At 71.8% G+C, this 17,048-nt stretch carries 18 protein-coding genes; 11 read left to right on the plus strand and 7 right to left on the minus strand.

Annotated elements, in window-relative coordinates:
- Nucleotides 1-104: 104 nt before the first annotated feature.
- Both ABT342_RS27120 and ABT342_RS27125 read right to left on the minus strand, forming a co-directional pair.
- Nucleotides 105-671, minus strand: a complete 567-nt coding sequence (locus ABT342_RS27120; RefSeq protein ID WP_351579147.1) for a TetR/AcrR family transcriptional regulator — start codon at nt 669-671, stop codon at nt 105-107.
- Between the two features lie 45 nt (nt 672-716).
- The gene (locus ABT342_RS27125) at nt 717-1,319 is read right to left on the minus strand and encodes a TetR/AcrR family transcriptional regulator (RefSeq protein WP_351579215.1); all 603 of its coding nucleotides are present in this window, start codon (nt 1,317-1,319) and stop codon (nt 717-719) included.
- A gap of 86 nt (nt 1,320-1,405) precedes the next feature.
- Here ABT342_RS27125 and ABT342_RS27130 point away from each other — a divergent pair, with 86 nt between their 5' ends.
- The 4 genes from ABT342_RS27130 (at nt 1,406) to ABT342_RS27145 (ending at nt 4,184) form a co-directional block, all read left to right on the plus strand.
- The gene (locus ABT342_RS27130; protein WP_351579150.1) at nt 1,406-1,819 is read left to right on the plus strand and encodes a VOC family protein; all 414 of its coding nucleotides are present in this window, start codon (nt 1,406-1,408) and stop codon (nt 1,817-1,819) included.
- 75 nt (nt 1,820-1,894) lie between these two features.
- On the plus strand, nt 1,895-2,590 hold the full coding sequence (locus ABT342_RS27135; RefSeq protein ID WP_351579153.1) for an ABC transporter permease: 696 nt from the start codon (nt 1,895-1,897) through the stop codon (nt 2,588-2,590).
- Nucleotides 2,587-3,255 carry an ABC transporter permease gene (locus ABT342_RS27140; protein WP_351579156.1) on the plus strand — a complete coding sequence of 223 codons (669 nt, stop codon included), beginning with the start codon at nt 2,587-2,589 and terminating at the stop codon, nt 3,253-3,255. The genes ABT342_RS27135 and ABT342_RS27140 overlap by 4 nt, the downstream gene beginning before the upstream one ends.
- Nucleotides 3,252-4,184, plus strand: a complete 933-nt coding sequence (locus ABT342_RS27145; RefSeq protein ID WP_351579159.1) for an ABC transporter substrate-binding protein — start codon at nt 3,252-3,254, stop codon at nt 4,182-4,184. Before ABT342_RS27140 ends, ABT342_RS27145 begins: the two co-directional genes overlap by 4 nt.
- 20 nt (nt 4,185-4,204) lie before the next feature.
- Here the strand turns inward: ABT342_RS27145 and ABT342_RS27150 are convergent, their stop codons facing one another.
- The 5 genes from ABT342_RS27150 to ABT342_RS27170 form a co-directional block, all read right to left on the minus strand.
- Nucleotides 4,205-4,858 carry a response regulator gene (locus ABT342_RS27150; RefSeq protein ID WP_351579162.1) on the minus strand — a complete coding sequence of 218 codons (654 nt, stop codon included), beginning with the start codon at nt 4,856-4,858 and terminating at the stop codon, nt 4,205-4,207.
- On the minus strand, nt 4,855-6,108 hold the full coding sequence (locus tag ABT342_RS27155) for a sensor histidine kinase (protein ID WP_351579165.1): 1,254 nt from the start codon (nt 6,106-6,108) through the stop codon (nt 4,855-4,857). Before ABT342_RS27155 ends, ABT342_RS27150 begins: the two co-directional genes overlap by 4 nt.
- Before the next feature lie 62 nt (nt 6,109-6,170).
- A complete protein-coding gene (locus tag ABT342_RS27160; protein WP_351579168.1) occupies nt 6,171-6,956 on the minus strand; it encodes an ABC transporter permease in 786 nt (261 codons plus the stop codon).
- 1 nt (nt 6,957) lies between these two features.
- Entirely contained in the window at nt 6,958-7,860 is a 903-nt protein-coding gene (locus ABT342_RS27165; protein WP_351579171.1) for an ABC transporter ATP-binding protein, read from the minus strand.
- Nucleotides 7,861-8,041: 181 nt separating this feature from the next.
- Nucleotides 8,042-9,205 carry an ABC transporter ATP-binding protein gene (locus ABT342_RS27170; RefSeq protein ID WP_351579174.1) on the minus strand — a complete coding sequence of 388 codons (1,164 nt, stop codon included), beginning with the start codon at nt 9,203-9,205 and terminating at the stop codon, nt 8,042-8,044.
- A gap of 173 nt (nt 9,206-9,378) precedes the next feature.
- Between ABT342_RS27170 and ABT342_RS27175 the strand changes: the two genes are divergently transcribed.
- The 7 genes from ABT342_RS27175 (at nt 9,379) to ABT342_RS27205 (ending at nt 17,023) form a co-directional block, all read left to right on the plus strand.
- Nucleotides 9,379-10,863: a cellulase family glycosylhydrolase gene (locus tag ABT342_RS27175; protein ID WP_351579177.1), complete on the plus strand. Its 1,485-nt coding sequence runs from the start codon at nt 9,379-9,381 to the stop codon at nt 10,861-10,863.
- A gap of 88 nt (nt 10,864-10,951) precedes the next feature.
- Nucleotides 10,952-12,250: an alpha/beta fold hydrolase gene (locus tag ABT342_RS27180; protein ID WP_351579180.1), complete on the plus strand. Its 1,299-nt coding sequence runs from the start codon at nt 10,952-10,954 to the stop codon at nt 12,248-12,250.
- A 24-nt stretch (nt 12,251-12,274) separates the two neighbouring features.
- Entirely contained in the window at nt 12,275-13,021 is a 747-nt protein-coding gene (locus ABT342_RS27185; RefSeq protein ID WP_351579184.1) for a PIG-L deacetylase family protein, read from the plus strand.
- Nucleotides 13,022-13,061: 40 nt separating this feature from the next.
- Nucleotides 13,062-13,658, plus strand: coding sequence for a helix-turn-helix domain-containing protein (locus ABT342_RS27190; RefSeq protein ID WP_351579187.1), 597 nt, complete (start codon nt 13,062-13,064; stop codon nt 13,656-13,658).
- A gap of 118 nt (nt 13,659-13,776) precedes the next feature.
- Nucleotides 13,777-14,745 carry an NADPH:quinone oxidoreductase family protein gene (locus tag ABT342_RS27195; protein WP_351579190.1) on the plus strand — a complete coding sequence of 323 codons (969 nt, stop codon included), beginning with the start codon at nt 13,777-13,779 and terminating at the stop codon, nt 14,743-14,745.
- A complete protein-coding gene (locus ABT342_RS27200) occupies nt 14,742-15,929 on the plus strand; it encodes an acyl-CoA dehydrogenase family protein (RefSeq protein WP_351579192.1) in 1,188 nt (395 codons plus the stop codon). The genes ABT342_RS27195 and ABT342_RS27200 overlap by 4 nt, the downstream gene beginning before the upstream one ends.
- Nucleotides 15,926-17,023, plus strand: coding sequence for an acyl-CoA dehydrogenase family protein (locus ABT342_RS27205; RefSeq protein WP_351579194.1), 1,098 nt, complete (start codon nt 15,926-15,928; stop codon nt 17,021-17,023). The genes ABT342_RS27200 and ABT342_RS27205 overlap by 4 nt, the downstream gene beginning before the upstream one ends.
- Nucleotides 17,024-17,048: the final 25 nt, after the last annotated feature.

Genomic DNA, 17,048 nt, shown 5'->3' on the forward strand with positions numbered 1-17,048 from the left:
CTTTCACTGAACTGATTTCACTGGACCGGTCTACATATTTTTTGGGCAGGGAATCGCCCGCCCCTGCGGGCGGGCGCGGTGGTGGGCGAGGGCGGGGAGGTGGGTCAGAGGAGCAGGGAGACGGACTGGGCGGCACGGTCGAGCGGCTCCCGGCTGTGATGGGCCCGTGCGAGCACCAGCGCGCCCTCGATCAGGGAGAGAACGGCCGTCGCCGAGCGGCCGGGTGAGGGATTGCCGTCGGCCGTGAGGCGTTCGGCGAGTGCGGTCTCCCAGGTCCGGTACACCTCGGAGCACACCTGCTGGAGCGCGGGGTTGGCCGCGGCCATTTCCAGGGCGACCGTGGCGACCGGGCACCCCTTGCGCCAGCCGGACGCCTCGAGCCGGTCGGCGAGGACCCCCAGAAGGGCGATGAGCAGGTCGGCCGTGCCGCCGGGTCCGGCGTCGTGGCCGAGGTCGGCCAGGAGCTGTTCGATCTCACGGCCGCCCTGCCGGACCGACTCCTCCACCAACTGGTCCTTGCCGCCCGGGAAGTGGAAGTACAGCGATCCCTTCGGCGCTCCGCTGGTGGCGATGACCTGGTTGAGTCCGGCGCCGAAGTAGCCCCCGGACTCGATGAGTTGCTGCGTCGCGGCCAGCAGGCGGCCACGGGTTTCCTCGCCCTTCTGTCCCATGGGGAAAAACTAGACCGGTCTTCATATTTTTGCAAACGGGCGCCTTCATCCGCCCGGCGGAGCGGCGCGCAGCGCCTCCAGCATCCGGGACAGGGCGGCCCTGGTGTCGGCCAGATCCCCGGGCTCCGCCGAGGCCGCGAGCCACAGGGCCGCCTCGTTCATCGCGCCCGAGAGCAGGCGCGTCAGTGGGGCGACCGGCTGCGGGGCGATGACGCCCTGCTCGATCAGCGCGGAGAGGGCCTCGCCCAGATGGCGGGCCGAGTTCGCCTCGTCCAGGGCCCGCCACTCGTTCCAGCCCAGCACGGCCGGCCCGTCGACGAGCATGATCCGCTGGATGTCGGGGTCGGTGGCGGCGGTGAGGAACGCCTGGCAGCCGGCCGTCAGCTCGGCCCACGGGTCGTCCTCTGCCTCGGCGGCTTCCGCCACCCGTCGTCCCACCTCCCCCTGGACCTCCTCCAGTACGGCCCGGAACAGCTCCGCCTTGCTGTCGAAGTGGTGGTAGAGCGCGCCCTTGGTGACCCCGGCGGCGCGGACGACCTCCGACAGTCCCACCGCGCCGTAGCCCGCCGTCGCGAAGAGTCGTCTGCCCTCGCGCAGGAGTGTCCGCCTGGTCCGCTCCCGCTGCTGCGTTCTGGTGCCGTGCGGCATCGGGTCCGCACCCCCTTCCATTGACATACCGATGGTATGCGAATAGCTTCTTCGCATACCAATGGTATGCGAAAGGGAGAGGTTCCATGCTGACCAGCTTCTATCCGGTGATCTGCACGTCCCGGCTCCAGGAGTCCCGCGACTTCTACACCGGACTGCTGGGGTTCGAGACGACGTTCGAGGCCGACTGGTACGTCAGCCTCAAGCGCCCCGGAACCCTGCCGTACGAACTCGCCCTCCTCGACCCCACCCATCCGACGGTTCCGCCGGCCTACCGCGCCCCCGTGCGCGGGCTGCTGCTCAACTTCGAGGTGGAGGACGTCGACGCGGAGTGGGAGCGGCTCGTCGTCCTCGGCGGGCTCACGCCCGAGCTGGAGCTGCGCAGTGAGGACTTCGGACAGCGGCACTTCATCGTCGCCGACCCCAACGGGGTCCTGATCGACGTCATCACACCGATCGCACCGACCGAGGAGTTCGCCGAGCAGTACGCCGCGCCGTAAAGCGGCGGGACGGGAGGCACCCGGACAGGTGAGCACAACGCGCGCACCGCCCGCGCCCCGGGCTGGAATGAACGGGTGACCGCGAATCGGTGGACCACGGCGCCCGACGACTGCCTCGCGCGCAACGACTGGATCTGCGGCGAGTACCTGTCCACCCGCCGCGAGATCCTCACCGACGCGGTCCTCCAGCACCTCCAGCTGACCTTCGTCCCGGTGGCCCTGGGGCTGCTCCTCGCCGTGCCGCTCGCCGTCGCGGCCCGTCGCTGGCGGTGGGCCGCCGGGCCGGTGCTCGGGGTGACGACGATCCTCTACACCATCCCCTCGCTCGCGATGTTCTCGCTGCTGCTGCCGTTCTACGGGCTGTCCGCGTCGCTCGTCATCGCGGGGCTGGTGCTGTACTCGCTCACCCTATTGGTGCGTAACATCCTCGCCGGCCTGCGCGCGGTGCCCGAGGACACCCGGCAGGCGGCGCGCGGTATGGGGTACGGGCCGGTGCGGCTGCTCCTCACCGTCGAGATGCCCCTCGCGCTGCCGGCCGCGATGGCCGGGCTGCGGATCGCGACGGTCTCCGCCGTCTCCCTCGTCACCATCGGCGCGATCGTCGGCTTCGGGGGCCTCGGCAACCTCATCTACTCCGGGATGAACACCTACTTCAAGGCCCAGGTGCTCACCGCGTCCGTGCTCTGCGTCGTCATCGCCGTCGTCGCCGACCTCGTACTCCTCGCGGTCCAGCGGCTGCTGACCCCCTGGGCGCACCGGGCCGCCACGTGAACACGCTCTCCCAGGCCTGGGACTGGCTCACCACATCCGCCAACTGGTCGGGCGAGGGCGGCGTCTGGAACCGGCTGGTCGAGCACCTGTTCCTCACCGTCGTCTGTCTGCTGCTCAGCTGTCTGGTCGCGCTGCCCGTCGCCCTCGTCCTCGGACATCTGGGCAGAGGCGGCGCGCTCGCGGTCAACATCTCCAACGTCGGCAGGGCCGTGCCCACCTTCGCCGTGCTGGTCCTGCTGCTGCTCAGCCCGATCGGCTCGTACGGATACTGGCCGACCGTCATCGCGCTCGTCCTGTTCGCCGTGCCGCCGCTGCTGACCAACGCCTACGTCGGCATGCGCGGCGTCGACCAGGACGTCGTACGGGCAGCCCGGGGCATGGGCATGACGGGCACCCAGATGCTGCTGCGGGTCGAGCTCCCGCTCGCGATGCCGCTCATCCTCACCGGCGTACGCATCGCGGCCGTGCAACTCGTGGCCACCGCGACCATCGCCGCGCTGGCGGGCGGCGGCGGGCTCGGCCGGATCATCACGGCCGGCTTCAACCTCGCCTCCACCCCGCAGGTCGTCGCCGGGGCCGTGCTCGTCGCCGCCTTCGCGCTGCTCGTCGAGGCGGTCTTCGTGGGCGCGGAGCGGCTCGCGCCCTCGTGGGGGAGACGCGGATGAGGTGGCTTCGTACCCTCCTCCTGGTCCTCGCCCTCAGTGGCTGCACCACCGGACCGTCCCTGGAGAACCGGGGCCAGGTGACCGCACCGCCCGGCGACAGCAGACACCTGACCATCGGCTCCGCCGGCTTCACCGAGAGCGATCTGCTCGCCCAGATGTACGCGCTGCTCCTCGAACACGCCGGCTACCACACGGAGATCATTTCCGTGACGAACCGGGAGATCTACGAACCCGCGCTGGAGAGCGGCCAGATCGACGTCGTACCGGAGTACGCGGCGACCTTCGCCGACTGGCTGAACGCCAAGGCCAACGGCCCGGACGCGCCGACCGTCGGCTCGCCCGACCTCGCCACCACCATGACCGCCCTGCGCTCCCTGGCCACCCCGCGCGGACTGACCGTCCTCGACCCGGGCAGGGCCGTCGACCAGAACGCCTTCGCCGTCACCTCCGCCTTCGCCCGCGAGCACGACCTGCGGACCCTGAGCGACCTGGGACGCTCGAAACTGCCCGTGCGGCTCGCGGCCGGCGACGAGTGCGTCCAGCGCCCTTACTGCGCACCCGGGCTGACGAAGACGTACGGCATCGACATCACCGGAATCGACCCCAAGGGCGTCGGCACCACCCAGGCCAAGCAGGCCGTCCAGTCGGGCCAGGACCAGATGGTGCTGACCACGACCACGGACGCCACCCTCGACGACTTCGGCCTGGTGCTCCTCAAGGACGACAAGCACCTGCAGAACGCCGACTACATCGTCCCCGTCGTCAACCGCTCCCGGGCGGGCGGCGCGGGCGTCACCGAGGTGCTGGACAAACTCAACGCCGTACTGACGACGGCGGACCTGGCGGCCCTCAACGAGCAGGTCGACAGCTGGCGCAGGCTCCCGCAGGACGTCGCCCGGGAGTACCTGGAATCCAAGGGCCTGCTGTGACGATCGGCGTCCCGGCGTGATCAGCGCTGCCGCGCATCGCCCAGGATTCCCCGGTCGTACGCCGCGGCCACCGCGGCCGCGCGGTCGTTGACGCCCAACTTGGCGTACAAGTGCGTGAGATGGGTCTTGACCGTGGCCTCGCTGATGAACAGGGTGCGGGCGATCTCCCGGTTCGCGGTGCCCTTGGCGACCAGCGCGAGGACTTCGCGCTCGCGTGCGCTCAGGGAGGTGCGGGTGGCCGACGGGGCGCGGACCTGGGAGACCAGACGGGACGCGACTGCCGGGGACAGGACCGTGCGGCCGTCGGCCGCGGCGCGTACCGCCGTGAAGAGGTCCTCGCGCGGGGCGTCCTTGAGGAGATAGCCCGTGGCGCCCGCCTCGATCGCGGGAAGGGTGTCGGAGTCCGTGTCGTACGTGGTGAGGACCAGGACCCTGCTCCTGGCGCCCCTGCGGGCGAGTTCGGCGATCGCGTCGACTCCGCCGCCGCCCGGCATCCGCAGATCCATCAGGACGACGTCCGGGTCGAGGAGTCCGGTCAGCTCCACCGCCTCGACGCCGTTCGAGGCCTCGCCGAGGACCTCGAAGTCCGGAGCGGAATCGAACATGCCGCGCAGTCCGTCGCGTACGACGGGATGGTCGTCGACAACGATGAGGGTGATCGTCCGGTCAGTCATATGCGCACCAACGGTACCCGGGCGGAGATCGCGGTGCCGTTGCCCGGCTCGGACTCGATGTCCACGTTCCCCGCGAGGCGTTCGGCGCGGGCGCGCATCCCGCCGAGTCCGAAGCCGCCCGACTCGCCGCGCGGGGGCAGGGTGAGCGGATCGAAGCCGTGGCCGTCGTCGCGTACGTCCAAGGTGACCTCGTCGTCCATGTAGGAGAGGGTGACGCCGACGCGGGTGGCACGGGCGTGCCGGGCGGCGTTGGCCAGGGCCTCCTGGGCGATCCGCAGCAGCGTGGCCTCGATCTCGTCGTGCAGGGGCTCGACGGTACCGGTGGCGGTGAACTCGGCCCGTACGCCTGTCCGCAGGGACCATTCGGCGACGGTCTTCTCCAGGGCCTCCTGCAGCGCGTCGTGCTCAAGGGCGCCGGGGCCGAGGTCGTGCACCGAGCGACGGGCCTCACCGAGGCTCTGCCGGGCCAGGGCCTGGGCACGTTCGAGGTGTGCACGGGCGACGGCCGGATCCTCGGCCGCGGTGACCACCTGGAGCTGGGTGATGATTCCGGTGAGCCCCTGGGCGATGGTGTCGTGGATCTCGGCGGCGAGCCGGCGTCGTTCGTCGGCCACTCCCGCTTCCCTTGCCTGGAGCAGGAGTTGGGTGTGGAGACCGGCGTTCTCGGCGAGGGCCTGTTCCAGGCGGACGTTGGTCCGTTCCAGTTCGGCCATGGTGGCGGCCTTGGCCCTGGCCTCCTCTGCCTCCTTCTCGCCCAGGTTGCCGAAGATCACGACCAGTGCGGCATGGACCGCGAAGACCACCGCGAAGAGGATCCACACGGTCGCCGACTCGGGAGGCAGCCCGCCGGACTGCGAGCCCGCCAACGTGACGGCGGTCACCAGAAGTCCGGCTCTGGCCCGGCGCGGTGGCAGCAGGTGGACCGCGTCGAAGTAGCCGATCACCGCGTAGAACGAGAAGAGCGGGTTCAGCCACGTGAGGGCGAAGGCGATCGCGGTGCGTACGGCGTAGTAGCGGCACGCGGCCGGGGAGTGCTCCGGCTGTCCGGGCTTCGTCCTGCCCCACCACAGCTCCAGGACGAAAGCGGCCACGACCAGCGCCCCGGCCGCGTACGTCTCGCCGCGTGACATGAAGACGGTCGCGGTGGCCGCACCTACCGTCGTGGCGAGGGCGAGCAGCCCGCACGGACCCCAGCGGTAGAACTTCCCCCACCGTTCCTCCGCGCTGGCTGCCCGGCCCTGGCTCGTCATGGTGTCAGCATGCCGTGTCCGCCCGGCCGGGACCCGTTCTTTTCGGCCCTGCCCCCGCACGGTCACTCCCAGCGGAACCAGCGGACCGCGGCGCCGATCAGCAGAGCCGCCCACAGACCGGTGACCCCGAGATGCGACCAGCTCGGCCAGTCACCCGCGGCCGCCTGGTCGAGCGCCTGGGAGGCGGCACCGAACGGCGTCAGCTCGACGATGTCCCTGAGCGGGTCGGGCATGACCTGTACGGGAGCGTAGACGCCGACGGTGAACATCATGGGGAAGACGGCGACCGTGCCGATGGTCTGCGCGATCTTCGTGGTGCGGGAGAGCGCGGAGATGGTGGCGCCGAGTGCCAGCCCGGCGAGCACGGTGACGACGATCGCCAGGGCATAGCCGGCGAACTGCTTCGGGAGCGCGACGTCGAAGGCGAGCCTGCCGACCGTGACCGCGAGCAGGACGGAGAGCAGGATCGCCGCTCCGTGCAGCACGATCTGTGCGGTGAGCAGGGACTTGGGGCTGGCGGGTGTGGTGGACAGGCGACGCAGGATCCCGCGCTCGCGGTAGCCGGTCAGGACGCCCGGCATGGTCTGCGCGCCTGCCACGATCACCGACAGGAGTACGGCCACGGGGACGTACAGATCGACGGTGCGGCGGCCGCCGAGAGCCTCGTTCGCCTCCCGGAAGGACGGGATCAGCCCGAGGATCGTGAGCAGCAGGCTCGGGAACGCGATGATCCAGAAGAGCGTGGCGGGCTCGCGGCGCAACAGCCTCGTCTCCGACCTGAGTACGGCGGCGGAGGCGCTGGACCCGGTGGACCCGGTGGACCCGGTGGGGGCGGTGGGGGCGGACATGTCAGGCCTCCTGAGTGGTGAGGTCGAGGAACGCGTCGTCCAAGGTGGCGTCCACGACACGGAGTTGCCCCGCCGTGATGCGATGCCCGGCGAGCAGTGAAAGAACGGCTCCCACGGTCTCGTCGGTGCCGGTGATCACCAGCCTGCGGTCCCTCTCCTGTACGGAGAGGACGCCGGGCAGCTCCGCGAGCTCCCGCTCGTCGATCGGCCGCGAGGGCGTGAACGAGATGACGGTCGAGCTCGCGGCCCGGCCGATCAGGCCCGCCGGGGTGTCGAGCGCGGCGACCCGGCCCTTGTCGATGACCGCGATCCGGTCGCAGAGGCGCTGCGCCTCCTCCATGAAGTGCGTGACGAGCAGAACCGTGACACCCGAGTCCCTGACCTCCTCGATCAGCTGCCAGGTGTCACGACGGGCACGCGGGTCGAGCCCGGTGGTGAGTTCGTCGAGAACGACGACCCTGGGGTTGCCGACGAGGGCGAGCGCGATGAACAGGCGCTGCTTCTGGCCGCCGCTCAGCTTTCCGAAGCGCGCGCCGAGTTTGTCGGTCAGACCGAGGCGCTGCGCGAGCCGCCGCCAGTCCGCGGGCTTGCGGTAGAAGGCGCTGTAGAGCTCCAGCGCCTCCCGCACGGTGAGTTTGGCCTGCAGCTCGCTCTCCTGCAGCTGGGCGCCCAGGAGCCGGGTGACCCGGTCGTGGTCGGCGATCGGGTCGAGGCCGGCGACCCGTACCGTGCCGGCGTCGGGGACCCGCAGGCCCTCGACGCATTCGACGGTGGTGGTCTTGCCCGCGCCGTTGGGGCCGAGGATCCCGAAGATCTCGCCCTCCTCGACGGCGAAGTCGACACCGTCGACGACTGCCCTGCCCCCGTAGGCCTTGCACAGGCCACTGACTTCGATGACTGACATGCCTCGATGCTCGCGTTCCGCGGGGGTGCGGGGCATCGCCCATCGAGCTCGAAGCGCCATCAACCGATCGGTTGATGGCGGGATCCGACGGGACCCAGGCGGAGGGGTGCCCGACGGCCGCGTTCCCGAGGTCGAGGCCACGAGATCAGGGCCGTGACCGCGTGTCACCCCGGCCGGGGTGTCAGGCGTCGGCCACCGAGTCGAAGTCCACCTGGTCACGGGGTACGCCCTGCGCCTCCGCGTCCACCGAACGGCGCAGCGCCTCATGGAGTTTCGCCGGGGTCAGTACGCCGAGGAAGCGTGCCCCGTCCACCACCGCGACCCATCCGGCGTCGTGCTGGAGCATTTCGCTGAAGGCCTGCTTCAGCGGCGCCCCGACCGGCACCCAGGCCTCCATCCGGCGGGCCAGATCGCCGACGCTGCCCTCGTCGCCCGCGAGCCTCAGCGAGTCGGCCGACACCCAGCCGTGCAGTTCGCCGTGCCCGCCCAGCACCACCGCCCAGCGGGCGTCCTCGGCGCGCAGCCGGGCCGCCGCGTCCGCGGCCGGCTCGTCCAGCCGGGCGACGGGCGGTTCCTCCAGGTCGTCCGGTTCGACCGCCGTGACCGACAGCCGTTTCAGCCCTCTGTCCGCCCCCACGAAGCGGGCCACGTAGGCGGTCGCCGGATTGCCGAGAACGGCTCCCGGGGTGTCGAACTGTTCGATGCGGCCCTGCCCGTACACGGCGATACGGTCGCCCATCCGCACCGCCTCCTCGATGTCGTGGGTCACCAGCAGCACGGTCTTGCGGACCGTCTCCTGCAGGCCGAGGAACTCGTTCTGCAGCCGCTCGCGCACCACCGGGTCGACCGCGCCGAACGGCTCGTCCATCAGCAGCACCGGCGGATCGGCCGCCAGCGCGCGGGCCACGCCGACCCGCTGGCGCTGGCCGCCCGAGAGCTGCGCCGGATAGCGCGGGCCGTACGTCGCGGGGTCGAGGCCGACCAGGTCGAGCAGCTCGGCGGCGCGGGCACGGGCCTTCGCCTTCTTCCAGCCGACGAGGGCGGGGACGGTCGCGGTGTTGTCGAGGACCGTGCGGTGGGGGAACAGGCCGACCTGCTGGATCACGTACCCGATGCGGCGGCGCAGCTGGACCGGGTCGACACGGGAGATGTCCTCGCCGTCGACGAGGATCCGTCCGGAGGTCGGTTCGATCAGCCGGTTGACCATCATCATCGTGGTCGTCTTGCCGCAGCCGGACGGGCCCACGAGCGTAACCAGTTCACCTTCGGCGACCTCGAACGACAGGCCGTCGACGGCCGTGGTGCCATCCGGGTAGACCTTGCTGACCTGTTCGAACCGGATCATGGGTCCACGCTAGGCGCGGCGGGCGCGGCGCGCACACGGGCCGGAGCGGGGCGACATCCGGTCAGCAGGCTGAACGGCGTCTGTTGTCATGACCCTTGCGAGGGCGTGAGCGGGGCTGCTATCTAGACAGTTAGGAAAGTTTCCTGCCAGTCCCTCTCTCCATGGAGACCCCCATGAGACCGGCTCGTCCCAGTTCACGCGCGATCGGAGGTGCCGCCGCAACCGCCGCCGCCGTAGCGGCGCTGCTCCTCGGCCTCACCACCGCTCCGGTGGCCCCGGCGGCCCCCGCCGCCGGGGCCGCACCCGCCGCGGCGGTCGTCCACGAAGCCGAGAACGCGGTCATATCCCAGGGCGCCGCGGAGTCCAACCATGCCGGCTTCACCGGAACCGGTTTCGTCAACTACGACAACCTCACCGGGTCCTCCGTCGCATGGACGGTCGACGCCGCACAGGCGGGCAGCGCCACCCTGACCCTCCGCTACGCCAACGGCACCACCGCCAACCGCGCCATGGACATCACGGTCAACGGCGCCCCCGCCGCCACCGGCAAGGCGTTCGGCGGCACCGGCGCCTGGACCTCCTGGACCACCACGAGCCTCACCGCCCGGCTCAAGGCGGGTAGCAACACGATCCGGGCCGCCGCCACCACAGCCAATGGCGGCCCCAACGTCGACCACCTGGCCGTGGAGACCTCCACCACCCCGCCGCCCACGGGCGGGACCCCGGTCGCCGTCAACGGCCGGCTGTCGGTCTGCGGGACCAAGCTCTGCAACCAGTACGGCAAGCCCGTCCAGCTCCGCGGCATGAGCACCCACGGCACCCAGTGGTACGCGCAGTGCCTCACGGGCGGGTCGCTGGACGCCCTCGCCAAGGACTGGAAGGCCGACGTCCTGCGCGTCTCCACGTACGTCCAGGAGGGCGGCTACGCGACCGATCCGGCGAAGTTCACCAACCTCGCCCACGCGCTGATCGACCAGGCCACCGCGCGCGGCATGTACGTGATCGTGGACTGGCACATGCTCGACCCGGGCGACCCGACGTACAACCTGTCCCGGGCCAGGACCTTCTTCACCGCGATCGCGAGCCGCCACAAGGACAAGAAGAACATCTTCTACGAGATCGCCAACGAGCCGAGCGGCGTGGCCTGGTCCAGGGTCAAGAGCTACGCCGAACAGATCATCCCGGTCATCCGGAACATCGACGGCAACGCCCCGGTCCTGGTCGGCACCCGCGCCTGGTCCTCGCTCGGCGTCTCCGAGGGCGCGAACGAGTCGGAGGTCGTCGGCAACCCGGTGAACGCCTCGAACATCATGTACACCTTCCACTTCTACGCCTACTCGCACCGCGAGGAGTACCTGAACACGCTCTCCCGGGCCGCCGACAAGCTGCCCATGTTCGTCACCGAGTTCGGCACCCAGAACTACGCGGGTGAGGGCGGCAACGACTTCACGATGTCGCAGAAGTACCTCGACCTCATGGCGAGCAAGAAGATCAGCTGGACCAACTGGAACTACTCCGACGACCACCGCAGCGGTGCCGTCTTCAAGAGCGGCACCTGCGCCGGCGACGGCCCCTGGACCGGTACGGGCCCGCTCAAGCCGGCCGGAGTCTGGATCCGCGACCGGATCAGGTCCGCGGACAACTTCCCGACCGGCTGAGCGGCCGCCCGGCTGCCACCTTGGTGCGCCCCCGCCGCCACCTGTGATGCACTGAAACGCAGCGGGGGCGCACCGAACGGGAGCAGCGTTGACCAGTTACCGACAGCCGGGCCTCGTCCTCACCGACCGCCACTTCACCGTCCCGCTCGACCACGCCGACCCCGCCGGGGAACAGATCCGGCTCTACGGCCGGGAGATCGCCTCCGGTACCCGGGCCGGCGCCGAGCTCCCCTGGCTGGTCTATCTGGAGGGCGGGCCCGGCTTCGGCGCCCGGCGCTTCGCCGGCAAGCAGGCCTGGCTCGGGCGCGCGGTCCAGGAATTCCGGGTCCTGATGCTCGACCAGCGCGGCACCGGACTGTCCACCCCCGCCAACCGGCAGACCCTGCCGCTGCGCGGCGGGCCGCGGGAGCAGGCCGCGTACCTCACGCACTTCCGGGCCGACAGCATCGTCGCGGACTGCGAGGCCGTACGACGCCAGCTGACCGGCGGGGCGCGCTGGACGGTCCTCGGCCAGAGCTTCGGCGGCTTCTGTGCCACCCACTACCTGTCGACCGCGCCGGAGGGCCTGCGGACCGTCCTGATCACGGGCGGGCTCCCCGGGCTCGACGTGGGCGCCGACGACGTGTACCGGGCGGCGTACCCCCGGATGCGGCGCAAGAACGAAGGCCACTACGCCCGCTACCCGCAGGACGTCGACCGCGCCCGCCGCATCGCCGAGCACCTCGCGCAGAAGCGGACCGTGCTGCCCGGCGGGTACGTCCTGACGCCCGAGGCGTTCCAGTCGCTGGGCATCCTGCTCGGCACCGGCGACGGCAGCCACCAGCTGCACTATCTGCTGGAGAACGCGTTCCTCCGCACGGCCGGCGGTGAGGAGCTCTCCGACACCTTCCAGGAGGCGGCCCTCGCCGCCCTCTCGTACGCCGCCCATCCGCTGTACGCCGTGCTCCACGAGGCGATCTACGCCCAGGGGCACGGGCCCACCGCCTGGGCGGCCGAGCGGGTCCGGACCGAGTTCCCGCAGTTCGACACGGCGAAGGCCCTCGCGGGCGACGGACCGCTGCTGTTCACCGGCGAGACCGTCCACCCCTGGCACTTCGAGACCGACCCCGCCCTGCGGCCGCTGCGTGAGGCCGCCGAGCTGCTGGCCGCCCGCACCGACTGGCCGCCGCTGTACGACACGGGGCAGCTCGCGGCCAACGAGGTCCCGGTGGCGGCGGCGGTCTACCACGAGGACCTGTACGTCGACACCGCCCACTCCCTCGCCACGGCCCGCGCCGTGTGCGGACTGCGCACCTGGGTCACCGACGAGTTCGAGCACGACGGCGTCCGCGCCGGCGGCGCGCGGGTGCTGGACCGCCTCCTCGCCCTGGTCCGCGACGAGACGTGAGAAGTCCCCCGCTACGCTCCCGGCATGACTGAACCTCAGCTTGCGGCGATGCCCGACGACTGGACGCGCGCGCTCGCCGTCGTCGCCCACCCGGACGACCTCGAATACGGCTGTTCCGCGGCCGTCGCCGGATGGACGGACAGCGGCAAGGACATCACGTATCTGCTGGCCAGCCGTGGTGAGGCCGGCATCGACAGCATGGACCCCGCCGTCTGCGGACCGCTGCGCGAGGCGGAGCAGCGGGCGAGCGCCGCGGTCGTCGGCGTGACCCGGGTGGAGTTCCTCGGCCACCGGGACGGCGTGATCGAGTACGGCCTCGCGCTGCGCCGGGACATCGCCGCCGCGATCCGCCGGCACCGCCCCGAGCTGGTCGTCACGCTCAACCACCGGGACACCTGGGGCCCGGCCGTGGGCGGCGCGTGGAACACCCCGGACCACCGGGCCGTCGGCCGGGCCACCCTCGACGCGGCGGCGGACGCGGGCAACCGGTGGATATTCCCCGAACTCCTCACCGACCAGGGCCTCGAGCCGTGGAACGGGGTGCGCTGGGTGGCCGTCGCGAGCACGTCCACGCCGACCCACGCGGTCGACGCGACTCCGGGCCTCGACCGCTCCGTGCGCTCCCTGATGGAGCACCGCTCCTATATCGAGGCGCTCACGGACGAGGACCCCGAGACGTACTGCCGCACCTTCCTGACGGGCAAGGCGCAGGCGGCCGCCGCGCGTTTCGGCGGCAGGCCGGCCGTGACCTTCGAGGTGTTCGGCCGCTGACGGGATTGACAAACGCTGTTGCCGTTTCTGCAATGGACGCATGGCAGACGACAGCGACGACGACGGACGGCTCGACGCCGTACTGAACGAGGTGGGCCCCCGGCTCCGCCGCATCCGAAGGGAGCGCGGAGCCACGCTCAGCGCCCTGTCCGCGGCCACCGGGATCTCCGTGAGCACGCTCTCGCGGCTGGAGTCCGGCGGCCGCAAGCCCAGTCTGGAACTGCTCCTGCCCATCGCCCGCGCCCACCGGGTGCCGCTCGACGAACTGGTCGGCGCCCCGCCGGTCGGCGACCCCCGCGTCCGCCCGAAGCCGATCGTCCGCTCCGGCCGCACGATGTACCCGCTGACCCGGATGCCGGGCGGCCTCCAGGCGTACAAGATCGTCCAGGAGTCCGCGGCCGGGGAACCCGAGCAGCGCACGCACGAGGGCTACGAATGGCTGTACGTCCTCTCCGGGCGGCTGCGGCTGCTGCTCGGCGAGCACGACGTGGTGCTGGGCGCGGGGGAGGCGGCGGAGTTCGACACGCGCGTACCGCACTGGTTCGGGTCGGCCGACGGCGGGCCGGTGGAGTTCCTGAGCCTGTTCGGGCCGCAGGGCGAGCGGATGCACGTACGGGCGCGGCCGAAGAGCGGCTGAACGGGGGACGCCCGGCAGGACGGAGGAGCAGGGGAGCGGCGGGGTGTTCCCACAGGGGCAAGCGACCGCTTAGTATGCCTCTCGGCTGTGGTACGCCCAACACCCCGCGGAGGCCCCAATGCAGGCATGGCGAGTGCACCGGAACGGCGAGCCGAGCGAGGTGATGCGCCTCGAGGACGTCGACCGGCCGCAGCCGGGCGAGGGGCAGCTCCTGATCAGGGTGCGCGCCGCGAACATCAACTTCCCCGACGCGCTGCTGGCCCGTGGCAAGTACCAGATCACCCCGCCGCTGCCGTTCACGCCCGGTGTGGAGTTCTGCGGTGAGACCGAGGACGGCCGGCGGGTCATCGCCACGGCCGCCCTGCCGCACGGCGGGCTCGCCGAGTACGCCGTCGCCGAGGCCGCGGGCGTGCTGCCCGCGCCCGAGGCGCTCGACGACGCGCAGGCCGCCGCGCTGCACATCGGCTACCAGACGGGATGGTTCGGGCTGCACCGCCGGGCGCACCTGGAGGAGGGGGAGACCCTCCTCGTGCACGCCGCCGCGGGCGGAGTCGGCAGCGCCGCGGTGCAGCTCGGCAAGGCGGCCGGCGCCACCGTCATCGGAGTCGTCGGCGGACCCGAGAAGGCCGCCGTCGCGCGCGAGCTCGGCTGCGACGTCGTCGTCGACCGGCGCTCCGAGGACCTCGTCGCCGCCGTGAAGGAGGCGACCGGAGGCCGCGGGGCCGACGTCGTCTACGACCCCGTCGGCGGCGACGCGTACGCCAAGTCCGCCAAATGCGTCGCGTTCGAGGGCCGGATCGTCGTCGTGGGCTTCGCGAGCGGCACCATCCCCGCCCCGGCGCTGAACCACGCCCTGGTCAAGAACTACTCCATCGTCGGGCTGCACTGGGGCCTCTACAACCACCGGGACCCGCGCGCCGTCCTGCGCTGCCACGAGACCCTCACCGACTACGCCGCCAAGGGCCTGATCAAGCCCCTCGTCAGCGACCGGGTCGCCCTCAAGGACGCCGCCGACGCCGTCCAGCGCGTCGCCGACGGCACCACCACCGGCCGTCTCGTCGTCGTCCCGGAAGGAGCCAACGCATGACCGACGCAGCCGAACTGCGTGCCCGCGTACGGGGGTTGCTCGCCGCGCACCCGCCCGCCACCACCGGCCGCACGGACTTCCTGCGGGCCCGCTTCGACGCCGGACTCGCCTGGGTGCACTACCCCGAAGGGCTCGGCGGCCTCGGCGCCCCCCGCTCCCTCCAGCCCGTCGTGGACGCCGAACTGGCCGCCGCGGGCGCCCCCGACAACGATCCGCGCCGCATCGGCATCGGCCTCGGCATGGCCGCGCCCACGATCCTCGCGTACGGCTCCGAGGAGGTGAAGCAGCGCTTCCTGCGGCCGCTGTGGGTCGGCGAGGAGGTGTGGTGCCAGCTGTTCAGCGAACCAGGAGCGGGCTCCGACCTCGCCGCGCTCGGCACCCGCGCCGTACGCGACGGCGTCGACGGCGACTGGATCGTGACCGGCCAGAAGGTGTGGACGTCCAGCGCCCACGTGGCGCGCTGGGCGATCCTCATCGCCCGCACCGACCCCGACGTGCCCAAGCACCGCGGCATCACCTACTTCATCTGCGACATGACCGACCCGGGCGTCGAGGTCAGGCCGCTGCGCCAGATCACCGGCGAGGCCGAGTTCAACGAGGTCTTCCTCACCGGCGTCCGGATCCCGGACGCCCACCGCCTTGGTGACGTCGGCAACGGCTGGAAGGTCGCCCAGACCACTCTCATGAACGAGCGCGTCTCGATCGGAGGCATGCGCCTGCCGCGCGAGGGCGGAATGATCGGCACCGTCGCGAAAACCTGGCGCGACCGCCCCGAGCTGCGCACCCACGATCTGCACCAGCGCCTGCTCACGCTCTGGGTGGAGGCGGAGGTCGCCCGGCTCACCGGCGAACGGCTGCGCCAGCAGCTCGTGGCCGGACAGCCCGGCCCCGAAGGCTCCGGCACGAAGCTCGCGTTCGCCCGCCTCAACCAGGAGATCAGCGGCCTGGAGGTCGAACTCCTCGGCGAGGAAGGCCTGTTGTACGACGACTGGACGATGCGCCGCCCCGAACTCGTCGACTTCACCGGGCGTGACGCCGGCTACCGCTATCTGCGCGCCAAGGGCAACTCCATCGAGGGCGGCACGAGCGAAGTGCTGCTCAACATCGTCGCCGAGCGCGTCCTCGGCCTGCCCGCCGAACCCCGCAACGACAAGGACGTCGCCTGGAAGGATCTCGCCCGATGAGCACGACGAGCACCACGAGCGCACAGCCCGACCTGCTGTACTCCGAGGCCGAGGACGACCTGAGGGCAGCCGTACGCTCCCTGCTCGCAGGCCGCTCCGACACGGCGGCGCTCCTCGCGCGCGCCGAGACCGGCCGGCCGTACGACGCCGGCCTGTGGACGTCCCTCGCCGCCGGGATCGGCGCCGCGGGACTCCTCGTACCCGAGAAGCTCGGCGGCCAGGGCGCCACCCACCGCGAGGCCGCGGTGGTGCTGGAGGAGCTCGGCCGGGCCGTGACCCCGGCGCCGTACCTCACCAGCTCCGTCATCGCGACCGGGACGCTCCTGGCCCTCGGCGGCGAGGCGCCCGAGGAACTGCTCCGGGACATGGCCGCGGGCCGCACGATCGCGGTCCTCGCGCTCCCGCTCACCGCGGCCGCCGTCGGCGAGGAGTTTCCCGAGGGGCCGGTGCGCGCGGTCGCGGACGCCGCCGTCGCCGACGTCCTCCTGGTGCCGAGGCCGGACGGGCTGTACGCGGTGCGGCGGGAGGACGCGACGCTCGCCCCGCAGACCCCGCTCGACCTGACGCGCCCGCTCGCGACCGTGACCGTCGAAGGCGCCCCCGCCACGCGGCTCGCGGACGCCGCGGCGACGCGGACCGCCGTACAACGCGGCCTGCTCGCCGGGGCCGGGCTGCTCGCCTCCGAGCAACTGGGGGTCGCCGAATGGTGTCTTGAGGAGACCGTCCGGTACACCCGGGAGCGGCACCAGTTCAACCGGCCGGTCGGTTCCTTCCAGGCGCTCAAGCACCGGATGGCCCAGCTGTGGCTGGAGGTCGTCGGTGCCCGCGCCGCCGCCCGGAACGCCGCGGACGCCCTGGCCACCGGCAGCGACGAGGCTGCCCTCGCGGTGTCGGTCGCCCAGGCCCACTGCTCGCGGGTCGCCACCCGCGCCGCCGAGGAGTGCGTCCAGCTGCACGCCGGCATCGGCATGACCTGGGAGCACCCCGCCCACCTCTACCTGAAGCGCGCCAAGTCCGACGAGCTCGCGCTCGGCTCGCCGGGCCACCACAAGGGGGTCCTGGCGGAGCTGGTCGCCCTGCCCGCTCCCCGGTAGGCCGTGCTCTCCTGGGAGGTGTCCC

The sequence above is a fragment of the Streptomyces sp. NPDC000410 genome (assembly GCF_040300305.1).
Lineage (GTDB): Bacteria > Actinomycetota > Actinomycetes > Streptomycetales > Streptomycetaceae > Streptomyces.

Bases quoted from the DNA above. Each gene is read 5' to 3' on its own strand.
- ABT342_RS27120 (WP_351579147.1), bottom strand. From the start codon at position 671: ATGGGACAGAAGGGCGAGGAAACCCGTGGCCGCCTGCTGGCCGCGACG.
- ABT342_RS27185 (WP_351579184.1), top strand. From the start codon at position 12,275: ATGACTGAACCTCAGCTTGCGGCGATGCCCGACGACTGGACGCGCGCG.
- ABT342_RS27170 (WP_351579174.1), bottom strand. From the start codon at position 9,205: ATGATCCGGTTCGAACAGGTCAGCAAGGTCTACCCGGATGGCACCACG.
- ABT342_RS27125 (WP_351579215.1), bottom strand. From the start codon at position 1,319: ATGCCGCACGGCACCAGAACGCAGCAGCGGGAGCGGACCAGGCGGACA.
- ABT342_RS27130 (WP_351579150.1), top strand. From the start codon at position 1,406: ATGCTGACCAGCTTCTATCCGGTGATCTGCACGTCCCGGCTCCAGGAG.
- ABT342_RS27200 (WP_351579192.1), top strand. From the start codon at position 14,742: ATGACCGACGCAGCCGAACTGCGTGCCCGCGTACGGGGGTTGCTCGCC.
- ABT342_RS27175 (WP_351579177.1), top strand. From the start codon at position 9,379: ATGAGACCGGCTCGTCCCAGTTCACGCGCGATCGGAGGTGCCGCCGCA.
- ABT342_RS27165 (WP_351579171.1), bottom strand. From the start codon at position 7,860: ATGTCAGTCATCGAAGTCAGTGGCCTGTGCAAGGCCTACGGGGGCAGG.
- ABT342_RS27150 (WP_351579162.1), bottom strand. From the start codon at position 4,858: ATGACTGACCGGACGATCACCCTCATCGTTGTCGACGACCATCCCGTC.
- ABT342_RS27195 (WP_351579190.1), top strand. From the start codon at position 13,777: ATGCAGGCATGGCGAGTGCACCGGAACGGCGAGCCGAGCGAGGTGATG.
- ABT342_RS27190 (WP_351579187.1), top strand. From the start codon at position 13,062: ATGGCAGACGACAGCGACGACGACGGACGGCTCGACGCCGTACTGAAC.
- ABT342_RS27160 (WP_351579168.1), bottom strand. From the start codon at position 6,956: ATGTCCGCCCCCACCGCCCCCACCGGGTCCACCGGGTCCACCGGGTCC.
- ABT342_RS27145 (WP_351579159.1), top strand. From the start codon at position 3,252: ATGAGGTGGCTTCGTACCCTCCTCCTGGTCCTCGCCCTCAGTGGCTGC.
- ABT342_RS27205 (WP_351579194.1), top strand. From the start codon at position 15,926: ATGAGCACGACGAGCACCACGAGCGCACAGCCCGACCTGCTGTACTCC.
- ABT342_RS27155 (WP_351579165.1), bottom strand. From the start codon at position 6,108: ATGACGAGCCAGGGCCGGGCAGCCAGCGCGGAGGAACGGTGGGGGAAG.